This window comes from Serratia sp. CY52157 (assembly GCF_052168495.1).
GTDB lineage: Bacteria > Pseudomonadota > Gammaproteobacteria > Enterobacterales > Enterobacteriaceae > Serratia > Serratia ureilytica.
This window is the reverse complement of the sequence record NZ_JBJNMO010000001.1, coordinates 1,902,115-1,920,728: the sequence shown is the minus strand read 5'-3', so window position 1 is coordinate 1,920,728 and position 18,614 is coordinate 1,902,115. Positions and strand designations below refer to the sequence as shown.

Genomic DNA, 18,614 nt, shown 5'->3' with positions numbered 1-18,614 from the left:
GCGGGAACCCTATTATGAATGCAAGAATCGGTATCGACGGCAGGGCTGCCGCCGCCATGGTGATGCTATGCGCCATTTGGGGGATGCAGCAGGTGGCGATCAAGGCCGCCGAGCCGGATGTGTCGGCGGTGCTGCAAATTGCCATTCGCTCCGGTCTCGCCGCGCTGGGGGTTTACCTGCTGGCGCGCTGCCGCGGCGAGTGCTTCACCTGGGATCGCGCCACGCTGAGCGCCGGTTTGAGCGTAGGGGCATTGTTCGCGCTGGAGTTCTTTTTTGTCTCCGAAGGGCTGCGCTATACCAGCGCTTCGCATATGGCGGTGTTTTTGTACACCGCGCCGCTGTTTTCCGCTCTCGGCCTGCATTTTCTGATTCGCCAGGAACGCCTGTCGCCGGTGCAGTGGCTTGGCATGCTCATCGCCTTTGGCGGCGTAGTGTTGGCCATATCGGGCATGGCTGAGGGCAGCGGCGACGCAGCTCGGTTGAAGGGCGATCTCTACGGCCTGCTGGCGGGGATCGCCTGGGGCGGTTCTACGCTGGTGATCCGTACCACGCGTCTGGCGGAGTGCCCGGCTAAACAGACGCTGCTGTTCCAGTTGACGGGCGCCTGCGTGCTGCTGTCGTTGCTGGCGATAGCGTCGGGCAATTTGCACGTCGCTCTGAGCCGGGTGGCCTGGAGCAGCCTGCTGTTCCAAACGGTGATCGTGTCGTTTTTAAGCTACCTGATCTGGTTTTCACTGTTGCGCCGTTATCAGGCGTCCTCGCTGGGCATTCTCACCTTTATGACGCCGGTATTCGGCATCCTGGCCGGCGTCGTCATGCTCGGCGAGCCGCTGCAAATTGAGTTTGTATTGGGTGCCGTGCTGATCGTGCTGGGGTTAATCGTGGTGAGTTGTTCATATCTTATTTATTTTGACCGTAGGGTGGCACCAAAAATATAAATTATGGATGTTGATGTACAGAATTACCAAATAAGCTGCGCAAGCCAATTCATTATTCATATGCAAATATCCCGCTATGCCTGGGGCGTGCCGTTGATTACGCTCAGCGATAACGGTGACTTTACCGTGATAAGAAGCCGAGGTTGGTCGAAATTGGCTAACGGGATGCCGCTGGAGGTTTATTACTTTGCCAATAATTCCCTGCTGACCTGGGATAAAAATCGCAAATATATCTCTTATTCAAAGGCCGGCCGGCTCTATGCCTGCGCGTTGCATTTTTCTTATTCTCCCAAAGTATGGCGATAACCCTCTGGCCATCAGACCAGAGGGGATATTTTCATTATCCACTGCTTAAACGCGAGGATCTTCGGCCACTGCCGCTCGGAGATGGTCGAGGTAAAATAGCAGTGTTCGCAGGGCACGGTCATATCGGCGAACGGAATGATCAGCTCGCCGCTTTTGATCCAGTCCTGCACCAGATTAAGCCGCCCCATGGCGACGCCAAGGTGCCGCGTAGCGGCCAGCACCGCGAGATCGGAACGGTCGAACTCCATACTTTTACTGTCGGTATCCAGCCCCAGCGCAAAGTGTTGTGACCAGGTTTGCCACTCATCTTCGCCGGAGTTGTAGCGATCGTGCAGCAGCGTACAGCGAGCCAGGTTTTCCGGCGCACCATACAGATTGTGTGCGGCGGCGTACTGCGGCGTGCAGATCGGCACCATCGATTCCTGCATAAAGGCCTCTTCCAGATGCCGCCCCGAGCGCAGTTTGCCGAAGTACATCGCCAGATCCACGCCGCGGTTGGCCAGGTTGATGATTTCCTGCCCGGTCAGAATGTTGAGGTGAATGGTGGGGTGCTGGGCGATAAAGTCGCCGATGCGCGGCAGCAGCAGACATTGCACCAGGGACGGGTGCGAGTAGAGGGTCAAGGTCCCCGTCAACTCGCGATTTTTGATGTCCAGGATTTCCTGATTCAAGGTGTTGAAGGAGCTGTCCAGCGCCCATTGCATGCGCTCGCCCTCCGGCGTCAGCGTAATTCTGCGATGAAAGCGTTGGAATAGCAGAAACCCCAATTCCTTTTCGAGCAAATTAATGCGGTGGCTCACGGCGCTGGGGGTGATCGACAATTCTTGTGCCGCCAGCGCAAAAGATAAATGACGGGCGACGCATTCGAAAGTATGCAGCCTGGAAAATTGATAGCTGGTCAGCGGGGTCGCCCGCTGCGAATGTTTTTTACTGGGGAACATGCTATTTCTCCGTGCGCATAATCCGGCAATATTAACATTTAATGGCGCGGAGGATAAACCCAGCCTGATTGATATATTCGGTTTTTATGCCGAGGAATTTCGTTATGTTGAGGGAAAATTAACTTACTGGCATAACACGCGGAAATAACAGACACAGGGGGCGTTGACTGAGAGGGCGATGATAATCAGCAATAAGACGAATATAATAAAAGAGGTGTCGTTAAGCCGCGAGTAAAGGCGGTGTGCGACAGCCTGAACGATAAAGGCTCATGTTCCATGCGGGATATAACGGTTTCGCCATAATAATCCGTCGCATGGCGACGCAGAGCACGCGTTAAGCCCGGATGCCAACGAGAGGGAGGCAGCAATCCCCCGCCTGGCCAAAGAACCGTGCCCGGTGGCTGCCCACCGGACACGGCATTCAGGGAAAAGCGGTTTGCTGGTCGGCGCCCATCAACGGCGACGCAGCAGCAGGCCGGCCAACAGACCTGCGCCGGCAACGAGTGCCAACGCGGCGAGGGGATTTTTCTTCACCATGCTGCCGGCGCAGCTCAGGGCGTCGCCGTATTTTTCTTGCAGCGCGCCCACTGCCTGGCGCGTGACGCCTTCGGCCTGCCAACGTTCGTTGCCGCTGACGTCGCCCGCGATTTCCTGCGCTTTGCCCGCCACTTTTTCCATCATGCCATTGGCTTTTTCGCTGTTCATTATGATGCGCTCCTTAGGTTCGATCCGTTTGGCGTTCGCACAGGGCGAAAGCCTGCATTTGCACCGCCATGTTATGCACTTCACTCGGTGCTCATAAGGGGCGTTTGCATCGGTATGGCTAGTGCATTTGCAGGCTACTTGCCATTCATCGAGGCCGGTCCGCCGGTAAACAGCCCGCGTTCTCTGGCCCATACGATGGCTTCGCTGCGGCTGTGCACGCCGAGTTTGGAATAGACCGTCGCGACATGATTGCGAATGGTGTTGAGCGCCAGATTGAGGCGCGCCGCGATTTTCTTGTCCGGCAGTCCCTCGCAGATCAAACCCAGCACATCGCGCTCGCGCGGGGTGAGATCGCTGGCGGCAAACCCGGCCTGGTTGGAGCGATTGATGCTTTTCACATTAGCCAGTTTTTCGATCAGGGTTTGGCTAAACCACGAGGCGTCCTGCATCACTTCCTCGATGGCGTTCACCAGCTCCAGCTCCGAGCGCTTGCGTTCGGTAATGTCCATGAGCACCAACAGATAGCAGGGCGCATTATGGATGCTGACGGCATCCGCCGAGGCCACGCAGTCGATTAACTCGCTCCCTTTCTTGCGCACCCGGATGTCCATCCCTTCGACATTGCCGGTTTTTTCCAGGGCGGCAAACAAACGGCTGCCCGCCTCGGGATCGTCAAAAACCGGGATCTCGTCGACCGATTTGCCGATCAAGGCTTCGGCGTCGTATTCGATGGCGCGGGTGAAGGCTTCGTTAACATCCAGCACGCGCCGCCCGTCTGCGGTGCACACCAGCGTTGGCACCGGGCTCAGGCGGAAAGATTTGGCGAACCGCTCTTCACTTTCTCGCAGCGCCGATTCAGCCTGGCGCCGGGGTTCGAGATCGGTAAACGTGAACAGCATGCAGTCGTCTTCATTGATGTCCAACGGTTGACCGGCAACCACCACCAGCTTGCTGCCTCCGTCGGGCAGTTTCAGCTCGGCCTCCATCTGCGGAATGGTGGCGCCTTCCCCCAGGCGCTGCACGGCCAGCTCTTTATGCTCGGCCTGTTGCAGGACGTCCAGTTCATAAACCGAACGCCCCAAGACCTGTTCACGTTGGTAACCGGTCATATCAAGGAACCCTTGATTGACCTTGACGTAGCGCAGATCGCTGAGCCGACAGATGACCGCCGGCGCCGGATTGGCGTTAAAGGTTTTTTCAAAGCGCTGTTCGGCGCTGGCCCACTCCGTCGCGTCGCTCATGATCAGCGCCAGCAGCTCCGGCTGCCCCTGCGGATCGGTGACGATCAGGCTCCGCAGGCGGTGCACCCAGAAACTGTCCGGATCGTCGACCTGGCGAACTTCCACCACCACATCGGTGAAGGTCTCGCCATCGGCAACCCGGTTCAAAGGGTACTGCTCCAAAGCCAGCGGATGGTTGTTGCGATAGCGCAGGGCAAAACGCGCCGCGTACTCGCCGGCATTGGCCCCCAGGGCTTGCTGGTGGCTCACGCCATGCATGGCTAACGCGGCCTCGTTGGCCCATAGCAGGGTTTGATCGGTATCCGTCAGGATCACGCCGTCGGACAAGCCGGAGATGATTTGCTGTAGGTGGCCGCGGTTGGTTTCGCTGGCCAAGACGGATTGGCTCATGTGTTCTCCGCTAGACAGAAGGGGAGCGGCCTCTCTAGGGGCCGCGGGTTACGCTACTCGCTGAGCAGCTTAGTGCATAACGTGCGTATTCGCAGGGTGTGAATGCACCAGGCGTTCTGGTGCAAATGAACCGGGACGGCCAATGATGTCGCGCGGCAGACTGAATTTGTCTGCGCGGTTTTCTGCCGTGCGTGCAATCACTTGTCCAGAAAATATAAGGAACAACGATGACCACTGTCTATGAATCAAATCGCTTTGCATTTCAGGTGTCATGGGGCTCGATATTGGCCGGGAGTGCCGTGGCGCTGGTGACTTATCTGATATTCAGCGTGCTGGGGACGGCGATCGGCGCCCAGGCCGTGGATATGATGCAAAAGGGCAACCCGCTGAGCGGATTTGGCACCGGCACCGGGATCTGGCTGCTGGTTTCAACGCTGGCGTCGTTGGCCGCAGGCGCGTTCGTCGCCGGCCGCACCGCGCCGAATCGCGGCGGCTTGCATGGCCTGTTGAGCTGGGCGATCACCACCTTGCTGACCACCTGGTTGATGGTGTCGCTGGCAAGCGGCGTGGTGGGGCTGGCTGGCAACGCGGTTGGCAAAGGGCTCTCGCTGGCGGGCAGCGGCCTGGCGGCGGCGGCGCCAAGCGTGGGCGACAGCCTGAAGCAACAGTTGGATAAAAAGGGCATCAGCCTCGACTGGGGAAACCTGGAAAGCCAGTTGAACGCAACGCTTAAGCAGACCGGTAAGCCGGAGCTGGATCCGGCTCGGTTGGAGCAGAAAGCCAATCGGGCGGCCGCCGACGGCAAACAGTCGGCCGTGGATGCTGTGGCCGATCCGGCGCAGGCTGCCACCGAGCTTAAGCAGTGGTTCGAGCGCGTTAAGCAGTCCGGTGAGCCGACGTTGAGCGCCGCCGATAAGGACGCGCTGGTGAATATTGTTGCGGCACGCACCGGCAAGAGCCGTGATGAAGCGAGCCAAATCGTCGATAACTACGCCCAGGCTTATCAGCAGGCGGTGCAGAAGGTGGAAAAACTCAAGGCCGAGGCCGAGCAGAAAGCGCGTGAAGCGGCTGATGAAGCGGCCAAGCAACTCTCTCGCGCCGCGTGGGGCTCACTGCTGATACTGTTGCTGGGCGCTGCGTTGAGCGCCGGCGTGGGGCGAATTGCCGAGTCAACCCGCCGTACCGTCGCGGTGAGTTGAGATGGGCAAAAACCTGTCGTGCATCTCGCTGAATTATCGAAAAGTGGCGGGAGCGTCCGCGCCCGTACTGGTCATCGATTTTTGCAACGAGAACAACGAGCGTTACACCTTGCGCTATAACTTGCCGCCGGATACCCCGGAACGGACCGAGCGACGGGTGTCCTTGCTGCTGTATCTGTTGCGTAAGCACAGAGCGGCAGAAATCGACAACCTGACGGACTAATCCGCTCATTGGATGAAAAGCCCAGCTTTGCGTGCTGGGCTTTTTTTTGAGGAGCGGGCGGTTACGGTAACAAACTATGGCGCGTATCGGCTTGGCGCTTGACGGCGGAGAGGCTGGCGCGGTGCGGGAGCATCAATGCCCCCGGGACGGGAAGGCAATATATGACCTCTAACATGATTTGTTGATGCATCCGCTTTTTCTGTGCAGGGAAAGATAAAAAAGAAACTCACTGTTGCGACATGTGATTATTAAGCCTGATGTTCAGGCTTTGCGTTTATTCCTCTCAGCTTCCTTAGCCACGGCTCAGGCTTTACCCATTAGCTGCAATAAGTGTTATCAACAATCAAGGCTATAAAATGCGATTTCATTTCTGATGATGAAATTCCTATTCGGCCATGCAATTGATGCGATAAAAAACACTTTAAGATAAAAAATTTAACAGAAAGTGTGATTCTCACTGGCGGCGCAAGTGCTCCTTCAATAGATGCACTTTGTGTCGTTAAATTTTGTTTTTCGATTTTCTTGTGGGTGGATTTATATAACATGATCATTTTCAGTTATTTATATAATGACCTCTCTGAGGGTGTGAGAATAAAAAGAAGAGGGCGTGATTTTTTAGGATTAATCTTAATGACTTAATTTCTTCGCTTAACGATTTTAATGAAAAGGATACGACTTTTATAAATGCAAGGAGCGCACATGGATTACAGAAGAGATATTCTTTTACAAGTATTGGAGTATATGGAAAAGAATATTGTGGAGGGGCTTTCGGTTGAGAAGGTTTCAATTATCTCGGGTTACTCTAAATGGCATTTACAGCGGTTGTTTAAGCATTATTTTGGCATTACGCTCGGGACGTATATCAGGAATAGAAAGCTGAGCCGATCGGCTGTCTTGCTCAAACAGCATCAAGGGAACATATTGGATGTCGCCTTAGCATCGGGGTTTGCCTCTCAGCAATGCTACACCCGGGCATTCAAACGTTTCTTTGGCGAAACGCCCAACAGCTTTAGAAACAGCCGGGGATGGGATTTTTCCACGCAGATCCCCCCGTACGGCAACGATAATAAACCCTATTTCTATCATACGGTCATGCCGGATGACATCGAGATGCTGAAGCATTACAAAACATTAATTTTTCATTCTATAAGGAAATACAGAGATGCCAATGATATTGCGCAGACTAATGAGAAACGGCTAAGCAAAAATTGGGGGGCATATAATGTAGAGAAAAGCAGGGGGAATAAATGCCATGCCAACGGCAAGGAGCAGGCGGTTTTTCACTCCATCTTCAACTTCTATATCCCAATGGGCAAATATATTGTTATTCCCTTTATGGGCGAGTTGCCTGAGTACGTTAATTTTTTTGAGGGGATATATGATGCTTACTTGCCGGCTATCAACGTCAAAATGAGGGAGAGCTTCTTTATCGAGCTATATAGAGATGAAAGTTCAAACAGTAAGGTTATCAATGTCGATATACTTATTCCTGTGACGTAGTGATGGAAAAGGAGACGTCATGAATAGAGAAAATCGCCCCGATTCGATGAATAAACGGCACCGCGCACTCCTGCTACTGTATTTAAGGCTGTCTGCCTTTGGCCGAATCATCGTCGCCGGTTTAGGAAAACGGGCCATTCAATTCACGCTGGCATTCATTCTGTTCATGTTTTCAGGAAATGCGATGGCCAATAATCGGGAACATCAGCCAATCGCGTTGGCAGGAATGACCTGGATGGCGTGCCTGCACCTGCAGGGATGAAATTAGGGCTGAACAAGGGATTGAAGCAGGGGCCGCGGGCGGTCGATGCGCATTGTCTCGATAAGGAAAAATGGCGTCCCCGACTGGAATCGAACCAGTAACTAGCCCTTAGGAGGGGCTTGTTATATCCGTTTAACTACGGGGACGCTGCGGACCGGCAACCGAAGCTGCCGGGGCATTATACCTTTTTTTACCCGCAGAATAAGCGCTTAGCGGCGCGTTTGCTCAATACCTCGCCAGTTCGCGCCGAAATTTCCTCGGCTAACCGACGGCGATCACGGTTTTTCCCCGCCGTGGCGCCGTTTTTCCTCTTGCAGGCGCGCCGCCTTATTTTTGGCGCTCAAATCGTTGCGGATTTGCGCGTGGCTTATCAGCGCAAAGATAAAGGTGCCGCCGATGATGTTGCCCGCCAGCGTCGGCAGGGCGAACGGATAAACGAATGCTTGCCATTCCATCGCGCCGTTGAACACCAGATACAGGATCTCCACCGAGCCGACCACGATATGCGTCAAATCGCAAATCGCCACCAGGTAGGTCATCAACACGATCACCCAGATTTTCGCCGCGCCGGCGGCCGGGAACATCCATACCATGGTGGCGATGATCCAGCCGGCCAGGATGCCGTTGGCGAACATTTCTCCCGGCGTATGGCGCATCACCTCTTCGCCCAGGCTGATGAAGGCGCGGCGCGTTTCGGCGTCGAACAGCGGCATATGGGTAAACGCCAGCGCCGCCAGCGCGGTGCCGATCAGATTGCCGAGCAGCACCACGCCCCACAGGCGCAGCAGGATAAGCAGGTTGCGCGGCGTGGGCTTATGCATGATCGGCAACACCGCCGTGACGGTGTTTTCGGTAAACAGCTGCTGGCGCGCCATAATGACAATGATAAAACCGAAGGTGTAGCCGAGGTTCTCAATGAAAAAGCGGCTGGGATCGTCCGGCAAGCGGGCGTGGAAAATGCCTTTCGCCGCCAGCGAGGCGCCCATCGACAGCCCGGCGGCGATCGCCGACCACAGCAGCGCCAGCCCGTCGCGCTCCAGTTCTTTTTCGCCTTCCATCCGGATCTGCTCATGCACCGCCGCCGCGCGCGAAGGCAAATTTTCTTCCCTGACTTCGATTTCGCGTTTGCCCTGTTCCTGCTCTTCGCTCTCTACCTGCATTGTCTCATCCGGCTCGTGCTCCTGGCGTGGCTGTTCGTTCATGCTGTCGCTCCTGCTCAATAAGGGTGAGTTCACGTCATTAAGCGTAGTTGCCCGGTCTAAATGCGGCGAAATACAGAAAAAGGTAACAAGAGTTAAAATCCGCCGATTTTTTCCACGCATTCTTGATCCTGCTCGCCATATTGGCCCCTCGGCGCGCCCGCCGCAGGCTGCGTGCGGGGAAAGGCTTATGCTATGATTCGCTATCCCAAAGAAAAATATGAGTTCCCTGATGCTGGAAGCCAAAAGTCTGAGTTGCGTGCGCGATGAGCGCATCCTGTTTAGCGAGCTAAGCTTTTCAGTTCAGCCGGGCGATATCATTCAGGTAGAAGGGCCGAACGGCGCGGGCAAGACCAGTTTGCTGCGCATCCTCGCCGGTCTGGCGCGGCCGGACGGCGGTGAGGTGTGTTGGCGCGGGCGCAACACGCTGCGCGATCGCGCGGCGTATCAGCAAGATTTGCTGTTTATCGGCCATCAACCGGGCATCAAAGCCGTATTGACACCCTTTGAAAATCTGCAGTTTTATCAGGCGGTGCGCGGCGCGGCCGAGCATCAGGCCATCTGGCGCGCGCTGGAGCAGGTGGGGTTGGTGGGGTACGAAGATCTGCCGGTGGCGCAGCTTTCGGCCGGGCAGCAGCGGCGGGTGGCGCTGGCGCGATTGTGGCTCAGCGCGGCGCCGCTGTGGATCCTCGATGAACCGTTGACGGCAATCGATAAACAGGGCGTGGCCGAGTTGATTAGCCTTTTTGAACAACATGCGCAGCGGGGCGGCATGGTATTGTTGACCACGCATCAGGATTTGGCCGGCGTCAGCCAAACGGTGGGCAAAATTCGTTTGGCGGAACACGACGCGGGGAGTTTGTGATGTTTTTGACTCTGGTGCGTCGCGAATTGAAGATCGCCTGCCGTAAAGGGTCGGAGATCGTCAACCCACTGTGGTTTTTCCTGATTGTGATCACGCTGTTCCCGCTGGGGATTGGCCCTGAACCGCAGCTGCTGGCGCGCATTGCGCCGGGCATCGTGTGGGTGGCGGCGCTGCTGGCTTCGCTGCTGTCGCTGGAGCGGCTGTTTCGCGACGACTTTCTCGACGGTTCGCTGGAGCAGCTGTTGCTGCTGCCGACGCCGCTGCCGATGACGGTGCTGGGCAAAGTGTGCGCTCACTGGGTTGTGACGGGATTGCCGCTGCTGATCCTGTCGCCGCTGGTGGCGCTGCTGCTGTCGCTCGATATGCAAACCTGGCTGGCGGTGGCGGGTACGCTGCTGCTCGGCACGCCGACGCTGAGTCTGATCGGCGCTATCGGCGTGGGGCTGACCGTCGGCCTGCGCAAAGGGGGCGTGCTGCTCAGCCTGCTGGTGCTGCCGCTGTATATCCCGGTGCTGATCTTCGCCACCGGCGCGATCGACGCCGCCTCGATGGGCATGCCGATCGACGGTTATCTGGCGATACTCGGCGCGATGCTGGCGGGCAGCGTGACATTGGCGCCGTTTGCCACCGCGGCGGCGCTGCGAGTGAGCGTGCACTAGCTAACGTATTGAATGAACAGACGGGGCAAGGCCGACAAGAGCGTACCCCGCAGAAGATTTTCGCCGTTTCGAACGCTCGGAGCGGCCGACGCATAAAAATTACCGTGAGCACTGACGACAATGTGGAAATGGTTACATCAACTGGCGCGGCCCGAACGGCTGTATCACGTCTGCGGCCGCTTTATCCCCTGGCTGGGGCTGGCGGCGGCGGCCTGCCTGCTGCTCGGCTGGGCATGGGGCTTTGGCTTCGCGCCGAAGGATTATCAGCAGGGCGACAGCTTCCGCATCATTTATATTCATGTGCCGGCGGCCATGTGGTCGATGGGCATCTACGCCTCGATGGCGGTGGCGGCGTTTATCGGCCTGGTGTGGCAGATGAAAATGTCCGATACCGTGGTGGCGGCGATGGCGCCGATCGGCGCGGTGTTCACCTTTATCGCGCTGGTGACCGGTTCCGCCTGGGGTAAGCCGATGTGGGGCACCTGGTGGGTATGGGACGCGCGGCTGACCTCCGAGCTGGTGCTGCTGTTCCTCTATATGGGTGTCATCGCGCTGTATAACGCTTTTGAAGACCGTCGCCTGGCGGGCCGGGCCGCCGGCATTCTGGTGCTGGTGGGCGTGGTGAACATTCCGATCATCCATTTCTCCGTCGAATGGTGGAATACGCTGCATCAGGGCTCGACCAACATGCAGCAATCCATCGCGCCAAGCATGCGCACCCCGCTGCGCTGGGCGATCCTCGGCTACCTGCTGTTGTTCGTCACGCTGACGCTGATGCGCTTGCGCAATCTGATCCTGTTCCAGGAGCGCCAGCGCCCGTGGGTTGCCGGGCTGGTGAATAAGGAGCGTCAGTCATGAATGCCGCGTTCGATTCCTGGCCGGCGTTTTTCGCCATGGGCGGTTATGCCTTTTATGTCTGGCTGGCGGTCGCCGTCACGCTGATTTCGCTGTTGGGGCTGGTGGCGCACACCGTCTGGCAGCGACGGCTATTGCTCGCCGAGATCGGCCGCCGTCAGGCGCGCGAGCGGCGCATTCGCCATGCGCAACAATCAAAACAAAAATCCGCCGCACCGCGGGAGAAATCATTGTGAATCCACGTCGTAAAAGCCGCCTTTATCTGGCGATCGTTGTGCTGATCGGCATCGCGCTGACCGCAACTCTGATGCTGTACGCGCTGCGCTCCAACATCGATCTGTTCTACACCCCGGGTGAAATCCTGCAGGGCAAGGGCGAAAACCATGAGAAGCCCAAGGTTGGCCAGCGGTTGCGCATCGGCGGCATGGTGATGCCCGGCTCGGTGAAACGCGATCCCAATACGCTGCAGGTCAGCTTCAAGATTTACGATGCGCGCGGCGCGATCGGCGTGACCTACACCGGCATTCTGCCGGACCTGTTCCGCGAAGGGCAGGGCGTGGTGGCGCAGGGCGTGCTGGGCGAGGGCAACGTGGTCAACGCGCGCGAAGTGCTGGCCAAGCACGACGAGAAATACACCCCGCCGGAAGTGGCCGACGCGATGAAAGAGAATCACAAAGGGCCGGCGGAAGCGTATAACGCGCCGCAGGCGGAGGGTGCCAAGTCATGATGCCGGAACTGGGCAGTTTTCTGCTGTGCCTGGCGCTGGCGATCGCGCTGTTGCTGAGCATTTACCCGCAGTGGGGCGCGGCGCGGCAGGACAGCCGCATGATGGCGGTGGCCCGCCCGCTGACCTACGGCATGTTCGCCGCGATTGCGCTGGCGTTCCTGTGCCTGGTGCATGCCTTCGTGGTCAATGACTTTACCGTCGCCTACGTGGCCACCAACTCCAATACCCAACTGCCGGTGTATTACCGCATCGCCGCCACCTGGGGGGCGCACGAAGGTTCGTTGCTGCTGTGGGTGCTGCTGCTGAGCTGCTGGTCGCTGGCGGTGGCGTTGTGCAGCCGGGCGATGCCACAGGACGCGGTGGCGCGGGTGTTGTCGGTGATGGGCATGATCACCGCCGGCTTCCTGCTGTTCATCATCATGACCTCCAACCCGTTCACCCGCACGTTGCCTAACTTCCCGATCGACGGCAGCGATCTCAACCCGCTGCTGCAGGATATCGGCCTGATCTTCCACCCGCCGCTGCTGTACATGGGCTATGTCGGCTTCTCGGTCGCCTTCGCGTTCGCCATCGCCTCGCTGATGGCCGGCCGGCTCGACACCGCCTGGGCGCGCTGGTCGCGCCCGTGGACCACCGCCGCCTGGGTGTTCCTCACGCTGGGCATCGTGCTCGGATCGGCCTGGGCCTACTATGAGCTGGGCTGGGGCGGTTGGTGGTTCTGGGATCCGGTGGAGAACGCTTCCTTTATGCCGTGGCTGGCCGGCACCGCGCTGATGCATTCGCTGGCGGTGACCGAGAAACGCGGCACGTTCAAAGCCTGGACGGTGTTGCTGGCGATCACCGCTTTCTCGCTGTGCCTGCTGGGCACCTTCCTGGTGCGCTCCGGCGTGCTGGTCTCGGTGCACTCCTTCGCCTCCGATCCGGCGCGCGGCATGTTTATTCTCGCCTATCTGGTGATCGTCATCGGCGGTTCGCTGCTGCTGTACGCGGTCAAGGGCGGCCAGGTGCGCAGCCGGGTGCAGCACGAGACCTTCTCGCGCGAGACCTTCCTGCTGGGCAACAACGTGCTGCTGATCGCCGCCATGCTGGTGGTGCTGTTGGGCACGCTGCTGCCGTTGGTGCACAAACAGTTGGGGCTGGGCAGCATTTCGATCGGCGAGCCGTTCTTCAACACCATGTTCACCTGGCTGATGGCGCCGCTGGCGCTGCTGTTGGGCATCGGGCCGCTGGTGCGCTGGCGCCGCGATGAGCCGGGCAAGCTGTGGCGCCGCCTCGGCGTGGCGCTGCTGGTGACGCTGGTGCTGTCGATTCTGCTGCCGTGGCTGTTGCAGGACAGCATCGCCGGCATGACGGTGGTGGGCCTGATTATGGCGCTGTGGGTGATCATCCTGACGCTGATGGAGCTGCATGAGCGCGCCACCCATCGTCACGGTTTCTGGCGCGGCCTGCGGCAGCTGTCCCGCAGCCACTGGGGCATGGTGCTCGGCCACCTCGGCGTGGCGGTGACGGTGATCGGCATCGCCTTCAGCCAGAACTACAGCGTGGAGCGCGACGTACGGATGAAGGCCGGCGACAGCGTGGATATCCACAACTATCACTTCGTGTTCCGCGACGTGCACGACATTCGCGGCCCGAACTACAGCGGCGGCGTCGGCATCATCGACGTCACGCGCAACGGCAAGCCGGAGGCGACGCTGCACGCGGAGAAACGCTACTACAGCGTGGCGCGCAGCATGATGACCGAGGCGGCGATCGACGGCGGGTTCAGCCGCGATCTGTACGCAGCGCTGGGCGAGGAGCTGGAAGACGGATCCTGGGCGGTGCGCCTGTATTACAAACCCTTCGTGCGCTGGATCTGGTTCGGCGGCGTCTTTATGGCGATTGGCGGCCTGCTGTGCATTCTCGATCCGCGTTATCGCATGAGCAAAAAGCTCAAGCGTGAAGGCAAGCTGGAGGCGCAATCATGAAGCGTAAGCTGCTGTTTATCCCGTTGGTGCTCTTCCTGCTGCTGGTGGCGGCCCTGATGGTGCAACTGACGCGCAACGCCGGCGGCGAAGATCCGACCATGCTGGAGTCGGCGCTGATCGGCAAACCGGTGCCGACCTTCAGGCTGGAATCGTTGGATCAGCCGGGCAAAACCTACGATCAGGCGGTGCTGCGCGACGGCAAGCCGATATTGCTCAACGTCTGGGCGACCTGGTGCCCGACCTGCCGCGCGGAACACCAGTATCTCAATACGCTGGCGGCGCGCGGCGTGCGGGTGGTCGGCCTGAACTATAAAGACGATCGCGCCAAGGCGGTGACCTGGCTTAATTCCCTCGGCAATCCCTATGCGCTCAGCCTGTACGACGGCGACGGCATGCTGGGATTGGATCTCGGGGTGTACGGCGCGCCTGAGACCTTCCTTATCGACGGACAGGGGATCATTCGCTATCGCCATGCCGGCGACATGAACGAGCGCGTCTGGCAGCAGGAAGTGCTGCCGCTGTATAGAAAGTACGGGGGTGAGGCATGAGGCTGATTGCCCTGCTGTTCGCCGCATTGCTGAGCTGGAGCGCCGCTGCGGCGATCGATACCTATCGCTTCAACTCCGTTGAGCAGGAGCAACAGTATCGCGAGTTGACCGAACAGCTGCGCTGCCCGAAATGCCAGAACAACAGCATTGCCGATTCCAACGCCATTATCGCCGCAGACATGCGCACCAAGGTGTACGAGCTGATGATGCAGGGGCAAAGCAAGCAGCAGATCATCGATTACATGGTGGCGCGTTATGGCAATTTCGTCACCTACGAACCGCCGGTAACGCCGGCGACGCTGATCTTGTGGATCGGCCCGCTGCTGTTCGTGCTGATAGGCGGGGCGGTGGTGATCCTGCGCACCCGTCGCCGGCCCGACGCGGCGGTGGACGATGAATTCTCCGAACGGGAACGGCAGCGCCTGGCGGCGTTGTTGCAAGAGACTGACAGGAAGAAACCCTAATGGCTTTTTGGCTGATTATTTGCGTGTTGCTGGCCGGCGCCGCCGCGTTGCTGGTGGTGCCGGCGATGCGCCACGGCAAGCAGAGCGCCGCTACGCGCGATGCGCTGAACAAGGCGTTCTATCAGGATCGCCTCAGCGAACTGGAGCAGGACGAGCAGCAGGGCGTGGTGGCCGAGCGCCCGGAGCTGGTTAAAGAGCTGCAACAGAACCTGTTGAACGACATCCCCGTCGAACAGGCAGAGCAGGTGAAACCGATCAACCGTTGGGCGTTAGTGCCGGGCGTGTTGTTATTGCTGGCGGTGACCGTTGGCTTTTATCTGAAAACCGGCGGGTTGGCGCAGGTGCTGGATTGGCGTTTGGTGCAGGCGCAAATGCCGGAATTGCGTGAGCGCGTCGCCAATGAGCGCGCCAAACCGCTGAGCATGGAAGAGATCGCGCGCCTCGGGCTGGGGCTGCGCACCGAGCTGCAGCAGGACGATCGCAATATCAATGACTGGATGATGCTGGGGCGCGTCGGCATGGCGTTGAACAACGCCACCACCGCCACGCAGGCATTTGCTCATGCCTATCAATTGGATCCGAATAGTCTGGAAGTGCGGCTCGGCTATGCCGAGGTCTTGACGCGATCCAACGATCCGGAGGATAACAAGCAGGCGACGCAGCTGTTGCGGCGCATGATCGCGGAAAATCACAGCGATCCGCGGGTGCTCAGCCTGTTGGCGTTCAACGCTTTCGAACAGGGCGATTTCAAACAGGCGATCGGCGCCTGGCAAGTGATGCTGCAGCTGCTGCCGGCTAACGATCCGCGCGCGGAAGTGATAAAGCGCAGTATTGCACAAGCAAAAGCCCAGGCCGGCGGAGAAACTGTTAAACTGAATGTGACTGTTTCACTGTCACCGCAGGCGGCGAAAGCCATGCCGCCGCAGGGGACGCTGGTTATCTCGGTGACCGACGGCGTCAGCCCGGTGCCGGTCGCGGTAAAACAATTGCCGTTGAGCCGTTTTCCGCTGTCTTTCTCTCTGGACGACAGCAACGCCATGATGCCCGAGCGTCTACTCTCGGCACAGCATCAGGTGCAGGTGCGTGTGCGCCTCTCACAGGACGGATTGGCCACGCCGCAGCCGGGGGACTGGTTCGGCGAAAGCTCGCTGCAGACATTCAGCGGCAAAGAGCAGGTTAGCGTTCAGATAAACAAGCAGGTCCCTGAAAAATAAGACCGAACGTGTTTTTATGGAGAAAAATATGAACTTTCGCCTGACTGGGGTGGCATTCGCAGCGGCATTACTGGTGGGCTGTGCCAGCGCGCCAGACAATGAGCCGCAAGGGCGTTCCGATCCTCTGGAAGGATTTAACCGGACGATGTTCGACTTCAACTACAACGTCCTGGATCCTTATATCCTGCGTCCGGTCGCGGTGGCCTGGCGTGACTACGTGCCGATGCCGGCGCGTAACGGCATCAGCAACTTCACCTCCAACCTGGAAGAGCCGGCCAGCATGGTCAACGCCTTCCTGAAGGGCGATCCTTACCGCGGGATGATCCACTTTAACCGTTTCTTCCTGAACACCCTGCTCGGAATGGGCGGCCTGATCGACGTGGCCGGCATGGCCAACCCGAAACTGGCGCGCGAAGAGCCGAACCGTTTCGGCAGCACGTTGGGGCATTACGATGTGGGCTACGGTCCGTACGTGATGCTGCCGGGCTACGGCAGCTTTACCCTGCGTGAAGACGGCGGCGACTTTGCGGATACGCTGTATCCGATGCTGAGCTACCTGACTTTCTGGATGTCGGCGGGCAAATGGGTGGTCGAGGGTATCGAAACTCGCGCTCAACTGCTGGATTCCGACGGCCTGCTGCGCAACTCCTCCGATCCTTATGTCATGGTGCGCGAAGCTTACTTCCAGCGCCACGACTTCATCGCCAACGGCGGTTCGCTCAAGCCGGAAGAGAACCCGAACGCCAAGGCGATTCAGGGCGATCTGGACGAGATCGACTCGCAGTAACCGCCGGCCTTATGCCCATGAAAACCCGCCGTCTGGCGGGTTTTTTTACGCCCGCGGCGAGCGACAGGCAAAGAAAAAGCGCCCCGCGGGGCGCTTTGGCATCCATCTCAAGCGAGATTAGAAGCGGTAGTTGAAGTTGGCGCCGTACAGCCAGGCCTTGCCTTCGGAGGTGAAGGTGTAAGGACCTTCATTGATGGTGACTTTCTGGCCGTGCATGTAGGACACGCCGACGTCGACCGAGGCGTCTTTGTTGAACGCATAGGTAGTACCGGCACTCAGCCAGAAACGGTCCTGATCGGGAATGGAGATCGAACGGTTTTGGGCAGGCACCGGGCTGTCATCGAAGGCGATACCGGTACGGAAGGTCCAGTTATCGTCGTAGAAGTAGGTGGTGCCCAGCGCGATGCGGTAAGCGTCTTTGAAGCCTTCATGCTTCTGGAACAGCGTCTGGCCGTTGTTGCCGGTGGCTTTCAGCTCTTGGAACTGGCTCCAGCTGGTGTAGGCCAGGCTGTAGTGAACGGCCCACTGCGGCGCCACTTTGTTGTAACCGGACAGCTCCCACATTTCAGGCAGGTGCAGGCTCAGAGAACCCGGGATGGTGGTGCCGTTGGTGCCCCATGGCAGGCCTTGAGAGGCCAGCAGCGGGTTGAAGGCTGAAGGCAGGCTGCTCTTGTAATCGCCGTCGAAGTCGATTTTGACTTCAGAGCGATAGGTGAAGCCGTAACGGTTGTTTTCATCCACTTCGTAGAGAATACCGGCGTTCCAGCCGAAGCCCCATTCGTCGCCTTTCAGGTGAGAAATTTGGGTATCTGCCGGGATCTGCGAAACCGGGCCGGCCAACTGTGGCGGCAATTTGCCTGAACCGGCGATCAATTTTGGCAGATCGCCGGCGTAACGCTCGAGTTTAGCCTTGGCGTAGACGGCGTCAAAACCCAGACCGAAGCTGAAGTTTTTGTTCAGGCGATAAGCGCCGCTCAGGTTCAGGTTCAGGGTTTCCAGATCGGTTTTGCCGCCCATGGAGCCCGCCGCATAACCGTTGTTGTATTCGGTCGCCAAACCGAAGTTGCTGGTGACCGAGCCGCCTACGGCGAATTGATCGTTAATCGGGTGAACATAATGCAGGTTCGGCACCCAGGCGGTCGGCGCGATGTTTTTCGCATCCAGACTGGCGCCGGAAGGGGATTGGCCACTGATATCGACGTCCGGATCGATGAAGACTGCGCCGAAAGAGAGTTCCGGGCGGGTATACATCATCAGCAACGCCGGGTTGCGGCTTGCGGAGGCCGCCGTATCCGCCATGGCGCCTTCGCCAGAATACGAACGTCCTAAACCAGCTGATGAGAACTCATTCAGCTGGAATCCTGCGGCAGACACGTTTGAAGAAATAATTGCCACTGCAGCTGCGAGAGCTGATTTAGTCAATAGGTTTTTCTGGCTCATGACCAAAACCTCATTATGTGTTTATTATTTAAACTATTGTTACACGAAGTAACAAGGAGCGCGGGATTGTAGGGTCCGTTATCGTTCAGACAAATCAGACCAGTGGCTGAAGTATAGGTCTGACCTGTGAAAATGTTGCAAGTTTGTTTTTGAAATATTTCCACTCTGATATCAAAAAAGAGAT

General features: G+C 58.2%; 21 protein-coding genes and 1 tRNA gene. 16 read left to right on the top strand and 6 right to left on the bottom strand.

Going from position 1 to position 18,614, the window contains the following annotated elements; genetic code table 11:
- The first annotated feature begins 14 nt into the window (after positions 1 to 14).
- Positions 15 to 938, top strand: coding sequence for a DMT family transporter (locus ACJ8IP_RS09130; RefSeq protein ID WP_072627247.1), 924 nt, complete (start codon positions 15 to 17; stop codon positions 936 to 938).
- Between the two features lie 3 nt (positions 939 to 941).
- Positions 942 to 1,244 (top strand): hypothetical protein, encoded by a 303-nt coding sequence (locus ACJ8IP_RS09125; RefSeq protein WP_047025277.1) that lies wholly within the window; start codon positions 942 to 944, stop codon positions 1,242 to 1,244.
- Positions 1,245 to 1,255: 11 nt separating this feature from the next.
- On the opposite strand, the gene dsdC is transcribed toward ACJ8IP_RS09125, so the two are convergent.
- The 3 genes from dsdC to ACJ8IP_RS09110 form a co-directional block, all read right to left on the bottom strand.
- On the bottom strand, positions 1,256 to 2,185 hold the full coding sequence (gene dsdC / locus ACJ8IP_RS09120) for a DNA-binding transcriptional regulator DsdC (protein ID WP_273974284.1): 930 nt from the start codon (positions 2,183 to 2,185) through the stop codon (positions 1,256 to 1,258).
- 453 nt (positions 2,186 to 2,638) lie between these two features.
- A complete protein-coding gene (locus ACJ8IP_RS09115) occupies positions 2,639 to 2,890 on the bottom strand; it encodes a CsbD family protein (protein WP_273974283.1) in 252 nt (83 codons plus the stop codon).
- 134 nt (positions 2,891 to 3,024) lie between these two features.
- On the bottom strand, positions 3,025 to 4,521 hold the full coding sequence (locus ACJ8IP_RS09110) for a PAS domain S-box protein (protein ID WP_042785130.1): 1,497 nt from the start codon (positions 4,519 to 4,521) through the stop codon (positions 3,025 to 3,027).
- A gap of 227 nt (positions 4,522 to 4,748) precedes the next feature.
- Between ACJ8IP_RS09110 and ACJ8IP_RS09105 the strand changes: the two genes are divergently transcribed.
- The 4 genes from ACJ8IP_RS09105 to ACJ8IP_RS09090 all read left to right on the top strand — a co-directional run bounded on the left by ACJ8IP_RS09105 (position 4,749) and on the right by ACJ8IP_RS09090 (position 7,705).
- Entirely contained in the window at positions 4,749 to 5,720 is a 972-nt protein-coding gene (locus tag ACJ8IP_RS09105; RefSeq protein WP_442524373.1) for a hypothetical protein, read from the top strand.
- A gap of 1 nt (position 5,721) precedes the next feature.
- The gene (locus ACJ8IP_RS09100) at positions 5,722 to 5,943 is read left to right on the top strand and encodes a hypothetical protein (RefSeq protein WP_033643922.1); all 222 of its coding nucleotides are present in this window, start codon (positions 5,722 to 5,724) and stop codon (positions 5,941 to 5,943) included.
- A gap of 699 nt (positions 5,944 to 6,642) precedes the next feature.
- Positions 6,643 to 7,443: a helix-turn-helix domain-containing protein gene (locus tag ACJ8IP_RS09095; protein WP_047574208.1), complete on the top strand. Its 801-nt coding sequence runs from the start codon at positions 6,643 to 6,645 to the stop codon at positions 7,441 to 7,443.
- 19 nt (positions 7,444 to 7,462) lie between these two features.
- Positions 7,463 to 7,705, top strand: a complete 243-nt coding sequence (locus ACJ8IP_RS09090) for a hypothetical protein (protein WP_442524372.1) — start codon at positions 7,463 to 7,465, stop codon at positions 7,703 to 7,705.
- 71 nt (positions 7,706 to 7,776) lie between these two features.
- Here ACJ8IP_RS09090 and ACJ8IP_RS09085 read toward each other — a convergent pair.
- Positions 7,777 to 7,851: transfer RNA gene (locus ACJ8IP_RS09085), tRNA-Arg, on the bottom strand.
- 129 nt (positions 7,852 to 7,980) lie between these two features.
- Positions 7,981 to 8,907 carry a formate/nitrite transporter family protein gene (locus ACJ8IP_RS09080; RefSeq protein ID WP_046687571.1) on the bottom strand — a complete coding sequence of 309 codons (927 nt, stop codon included), beginning with the start codon at positions 8,905 to 8,907 and terminating at the stop codon, positions 7,981 to 7,983.
- A 229-nt stretch (positions 8,908 to 9,136) separates the two neighbouring features.
- Here ACJ8IP_RS09080 and ccmA point away from each other — a divergent pair, with 229 nt between their 5' ends.
- From ccmA to mlaA, 10 genes are all read left to right on the top strand, one after another.
- A complete protein-coding gene (ccmA, locus tag ACJ8IP_RS09075; protein WP_015378626.1) occupies positions 9,137 to 9,769 on the top strand; it encodes a cytochrome c biogenesis heme-transporting ATPase CcmA in 633 nt (210 codons plus the stop codon).
- Entirely contained in the window at positions 9,769 to 10,428 is a 660-nt protein-coding gene (gene ccmB, locus ACJ8IP_RS09070; protein WP_025303731.1) for a heme exporter protein CcmB, read from the top strand. Before ccmA ends, ccmB begins: the two co-directional genes overlap by 1 nt.
- 120 nt (positions 10,429 to 10,548) lie before the next feature.
- Positions 10,549 to 11,286, top strand: a complete 738-nt coding sequence (locus ACJ8IP_RS09065) for a heme ABC transporter permease (protein ID WP_004936270.1) — start codon at positions 10,549 to 10,551, stop codon at positions 11,284 to 11,286.
- The gene (ccmD, locus tag ACJ8IP_RS09060; RefSeq protein ID WP_033651976.1) at positions 11,283 to 11,519 is read left to right on the top strand and encodes a heme exporter protein CcmD; all 237 of its coding nucleotides are present in this window, start codon (positions 11,283 to 11,285) and stop codon (positions 11,517 to 11,519) included. Before ACJ8IP_RS09065 ends, ccmD begins: the two co-directional genes overlap by 4 nt.
- Positions 11,516 to 12,010 carry a cytochrome c maturation protein CcmE gene (gene ccmE / locus ACJ8IP_RS09055; RefSeq protein ID WP_042785126.1) on the top strand — a complete coding sequence of 165 codons (495 nt, stop codon included), beginning with the start codon at positions 11,516 to 11,518 and terminating at the stop codon, positions 12,008 to 12,010. The genes ccmD and ccmE overlap by 4 nt, the downstream gene beginning before the upstream one ends.
- Positions 12,007 to 13,977, top strand: coding sequence for a heme lyase CcmF/NrfE family subunit (locus ACJ8IP_RS09050; RefSeq protein ID WP_033632468.1), 1,971 nt, complete (start codon positions 12,007 to 12,009; stop codon positions 13,975 to 13,977). The genes ccmE and ACJ8IP_RS09050 overlap by 4 nt, the downstream gene beginning before the upstream one ends.
- The gene (locus ACJ8IP_RS09045; protein ID WP_033643916.1) at positions 13,974 to 14,525 is read left to right on the top strand and encodes a DsbE family thiol:disulfide interchange protein; all 552 of its coding nucleotides are present in this window, start codon (positions 13,974 to 13,976) and stop codon (positions 14,523 to 14,525) included. Before ACJ8IP_RS09050 ends, ACJ8IP_RS09045 begins: the two co-directional genes overlap by 4 nt.
- Entirely contained in the window at positions 14,522 to 14,989 is a 468-nt protein-coding gene (locus tag ACJ8IP_RS09040; protein WP_033643915.1) for a cytochrome c-type biogenesis protein, read from the top strand. Before ACJ8IP_RS09045 ends, ACJ8IP_RS09040 begins: the two co-directional genes overlap by 4 nt.
- Positions 14,989 to 16,203 carry a c-type cytochrome biogenesis protein CcmI gene (gene ccmI, locus ACJ8IP_RS09035; protein WP_042785125.1) on the top strand — a complete coding sequence of 405 codons (1,215 nt, stop codon included), beginning with the start codon at positions 14,989 to 14,991 and terminating at the stop codon, positions 16,201 to 16,203. The genes ACJ8IP_RS09040 and ccmI overlap by 1 nt, the downstream gene beginning before the upstream one ends.
- Before the next feature lie 28 nt (positions 16,204 to 16,231).
- Complete coding sequence (gene mlaA, locus ACJ8IP_RS09030) at positions 16,232 to 16,990, top strand: phospholipid-binding lipoprotein MlaA (RefSeq protein ID WP_033643913.1); 759 nt, start codon at positions 16,232 to 16,234, stop codon at positions 16,988 to 16,990.
- Between the two features lie 117 nt (positions 16,991 to 17,107).
- Here mlaA and fadL read toward each other — a convergent pair whose 3' ends face one another.
- Positions 17,108 to 18,430 carry a long-chain fatty acid transporter FadL gene (gene fadL / locus ACJ8IP_RS09025; RefSeq protein ID WP_033651974.1) on the bottom strand — a complete coding sequence of 441 codons (1,323 nt, stop codon included), beginning with the start codon at positions 18,428 to 18,430 and terminating at the stop codon, positions 17,108 to 17,110.
- Positions 18,431 to 18,614 lie beyond the last annotated feature (184 nt).

What these genes read in the sequence shown, in the direction of transcription:
- ACJ8IP_RS09130 (WP_072627247.1), top strand. Translation starts at nt 15, where the DNA reads ATGAATGCAAGAATCGGTATCGACGGCAGGGCTGCCGCCGCCATGGTG.
- ACJ8IP_RS09125 (WP_047025277.1), top strand. Translation starts at nt 942, where the DNA reads ATGGATGTTGATGTACAGAATTACCAAATAAGCTGCGCAAGCCAATTC.
- dsdC (WP_273974284.1), bottom strand. Translation starts at nt 2,185, where the DNA reads ATGTTCCCCAGTAAAAAACATTCGCAGCGGGCGACCCCGCTGACCAGC.
- ACJ8IP_RS09115 (WP_273974283.1), bottom strand. Translation starts at nt 2,890, where the DNA reads ATGAACAGCGAAAAAGCCAATGGCATGATGGAAAAAGTGGCGGGCAAA.
- ACJ8IP_RS09110 (WP_042785130.1), bottom strand. Translation starts at nt 4,521, where the DNA reads ATGAGCCAATCCGTCTTGGCCAGCGAAACCAACCGCGGCCACCTACAG.
- ACJ8IP_RS09105 (WP_442524373.1), top strand. Translation starts at nt 4,749, where the DNA reads ATGACCACTGTCTATGAATCAAATCGCTTTGCATTTCAGGTGTCATGG.
- ACJ8IP_RS09100 (WP_033643922.1), top strand. Translation starts at nt 5,722, where the DNA reads ATGGGCAAAAACCTGTCGTGCATCTCGCTGAATTATCGAAAAGTGGCG.
- ACJ8IP_RS09095 (WP_047574208.1), top strand. Translation starts at nt 6,643, where the DNA reads ATGGATTACAGAAGAGATATTCTTTTACAAGTATTGGAGTATATGGAA.
- ACJ8IP_RS09090 (WP_442524372.1), top strand. Translation starts at nt 7,463, where the DNA reads ATGAATAGAGAAAATCGCCCCGATTCGATGAATAAACGGCACCGCGCA.
- ACJ8IP_RS09080 (WP_046687571.1), bottom strand. Translation starts at nt 8,907, where the DNA reads ATGAACGAACAGCCACGCCAGGAGCACGAGCCGGATGAGACAATGCAG.
- ccmA (WP_015378626.1), top strand. Translation starts at nt 9,137, where the DNA reads ATGCTGGAAGCCAAAAGTCTGAGTTGCGTGCGCGATGAGCGCATCCTG.
- ccmB (WP_025303731.1), top strand. Translation starts at nt 9,769, where the DNA reads ATGTTTTTGACTCTGGTGCGTCGCGAATTGAAGATCGCCTGCCGTAAA.
- ACJ8IP_RS09065 (WP_004936270.1), top strand. Translation starts at nt 10,549, where the DNA reads ATGTGGAAATGGTTACATCAACTGGCGCGGCCCGAACGGCTGTATCAC.
- ccmD (WP_033651976.1), top strand. Translation starts at nt 11,283, where the DNA reads ATGAATGCCGCGTTCGATTCCTGGCCGGCGTTTTTCGCCATGGGCGGT.
- ACJ8IP_RS09050 (WP_033632468.1), top strand. Translation starts at nt 12,007, where the DNA reads ATGATGCCGGAACTGGGCAGTTTTCTGCTGTGCCTGGCGCTGGCGATC.
- ACJ8IP_RS09045 (WP_033643916.1), top strand. Translation starts at nt 13,974, where the DNA reads ATGAAGCGTAAGCTGCTGTTTATCCCGTTGGTGCTCTTCCTGCTGCTG.
- ACJ8IP_RS09040 (WP_033643915.1), top strand. Translation starts at nt 14,522, where the DNA reads ATGAGGCTGATTGCCCTGCTGTTCGCCGCATTGCTGAGCTGGAGCGCC.
- ccmI (WP_042785125.1), top strand. Translation starts at nt 14,989, where the DNA reads ATGGCTTTTTGGCTGATTATTTGCGTGTTGCTGGCCGGCGCCGCCGCG.
- mlaA (WP_033643913.1), top strand. Translation starts at nt 16,232, where the DNA reads ATGAACTTTCGCCTGACTGGGGTGGCATTCGCAGCGGCATTACTGGTG.
- fadL (WP_033651974.1), bottom strand. Translation starts at nt 18,430, where the DNA reads ATGAGCCAGAAAAACCTATTGACTAAATCAGCTCTCGCAGCTGCAGTG.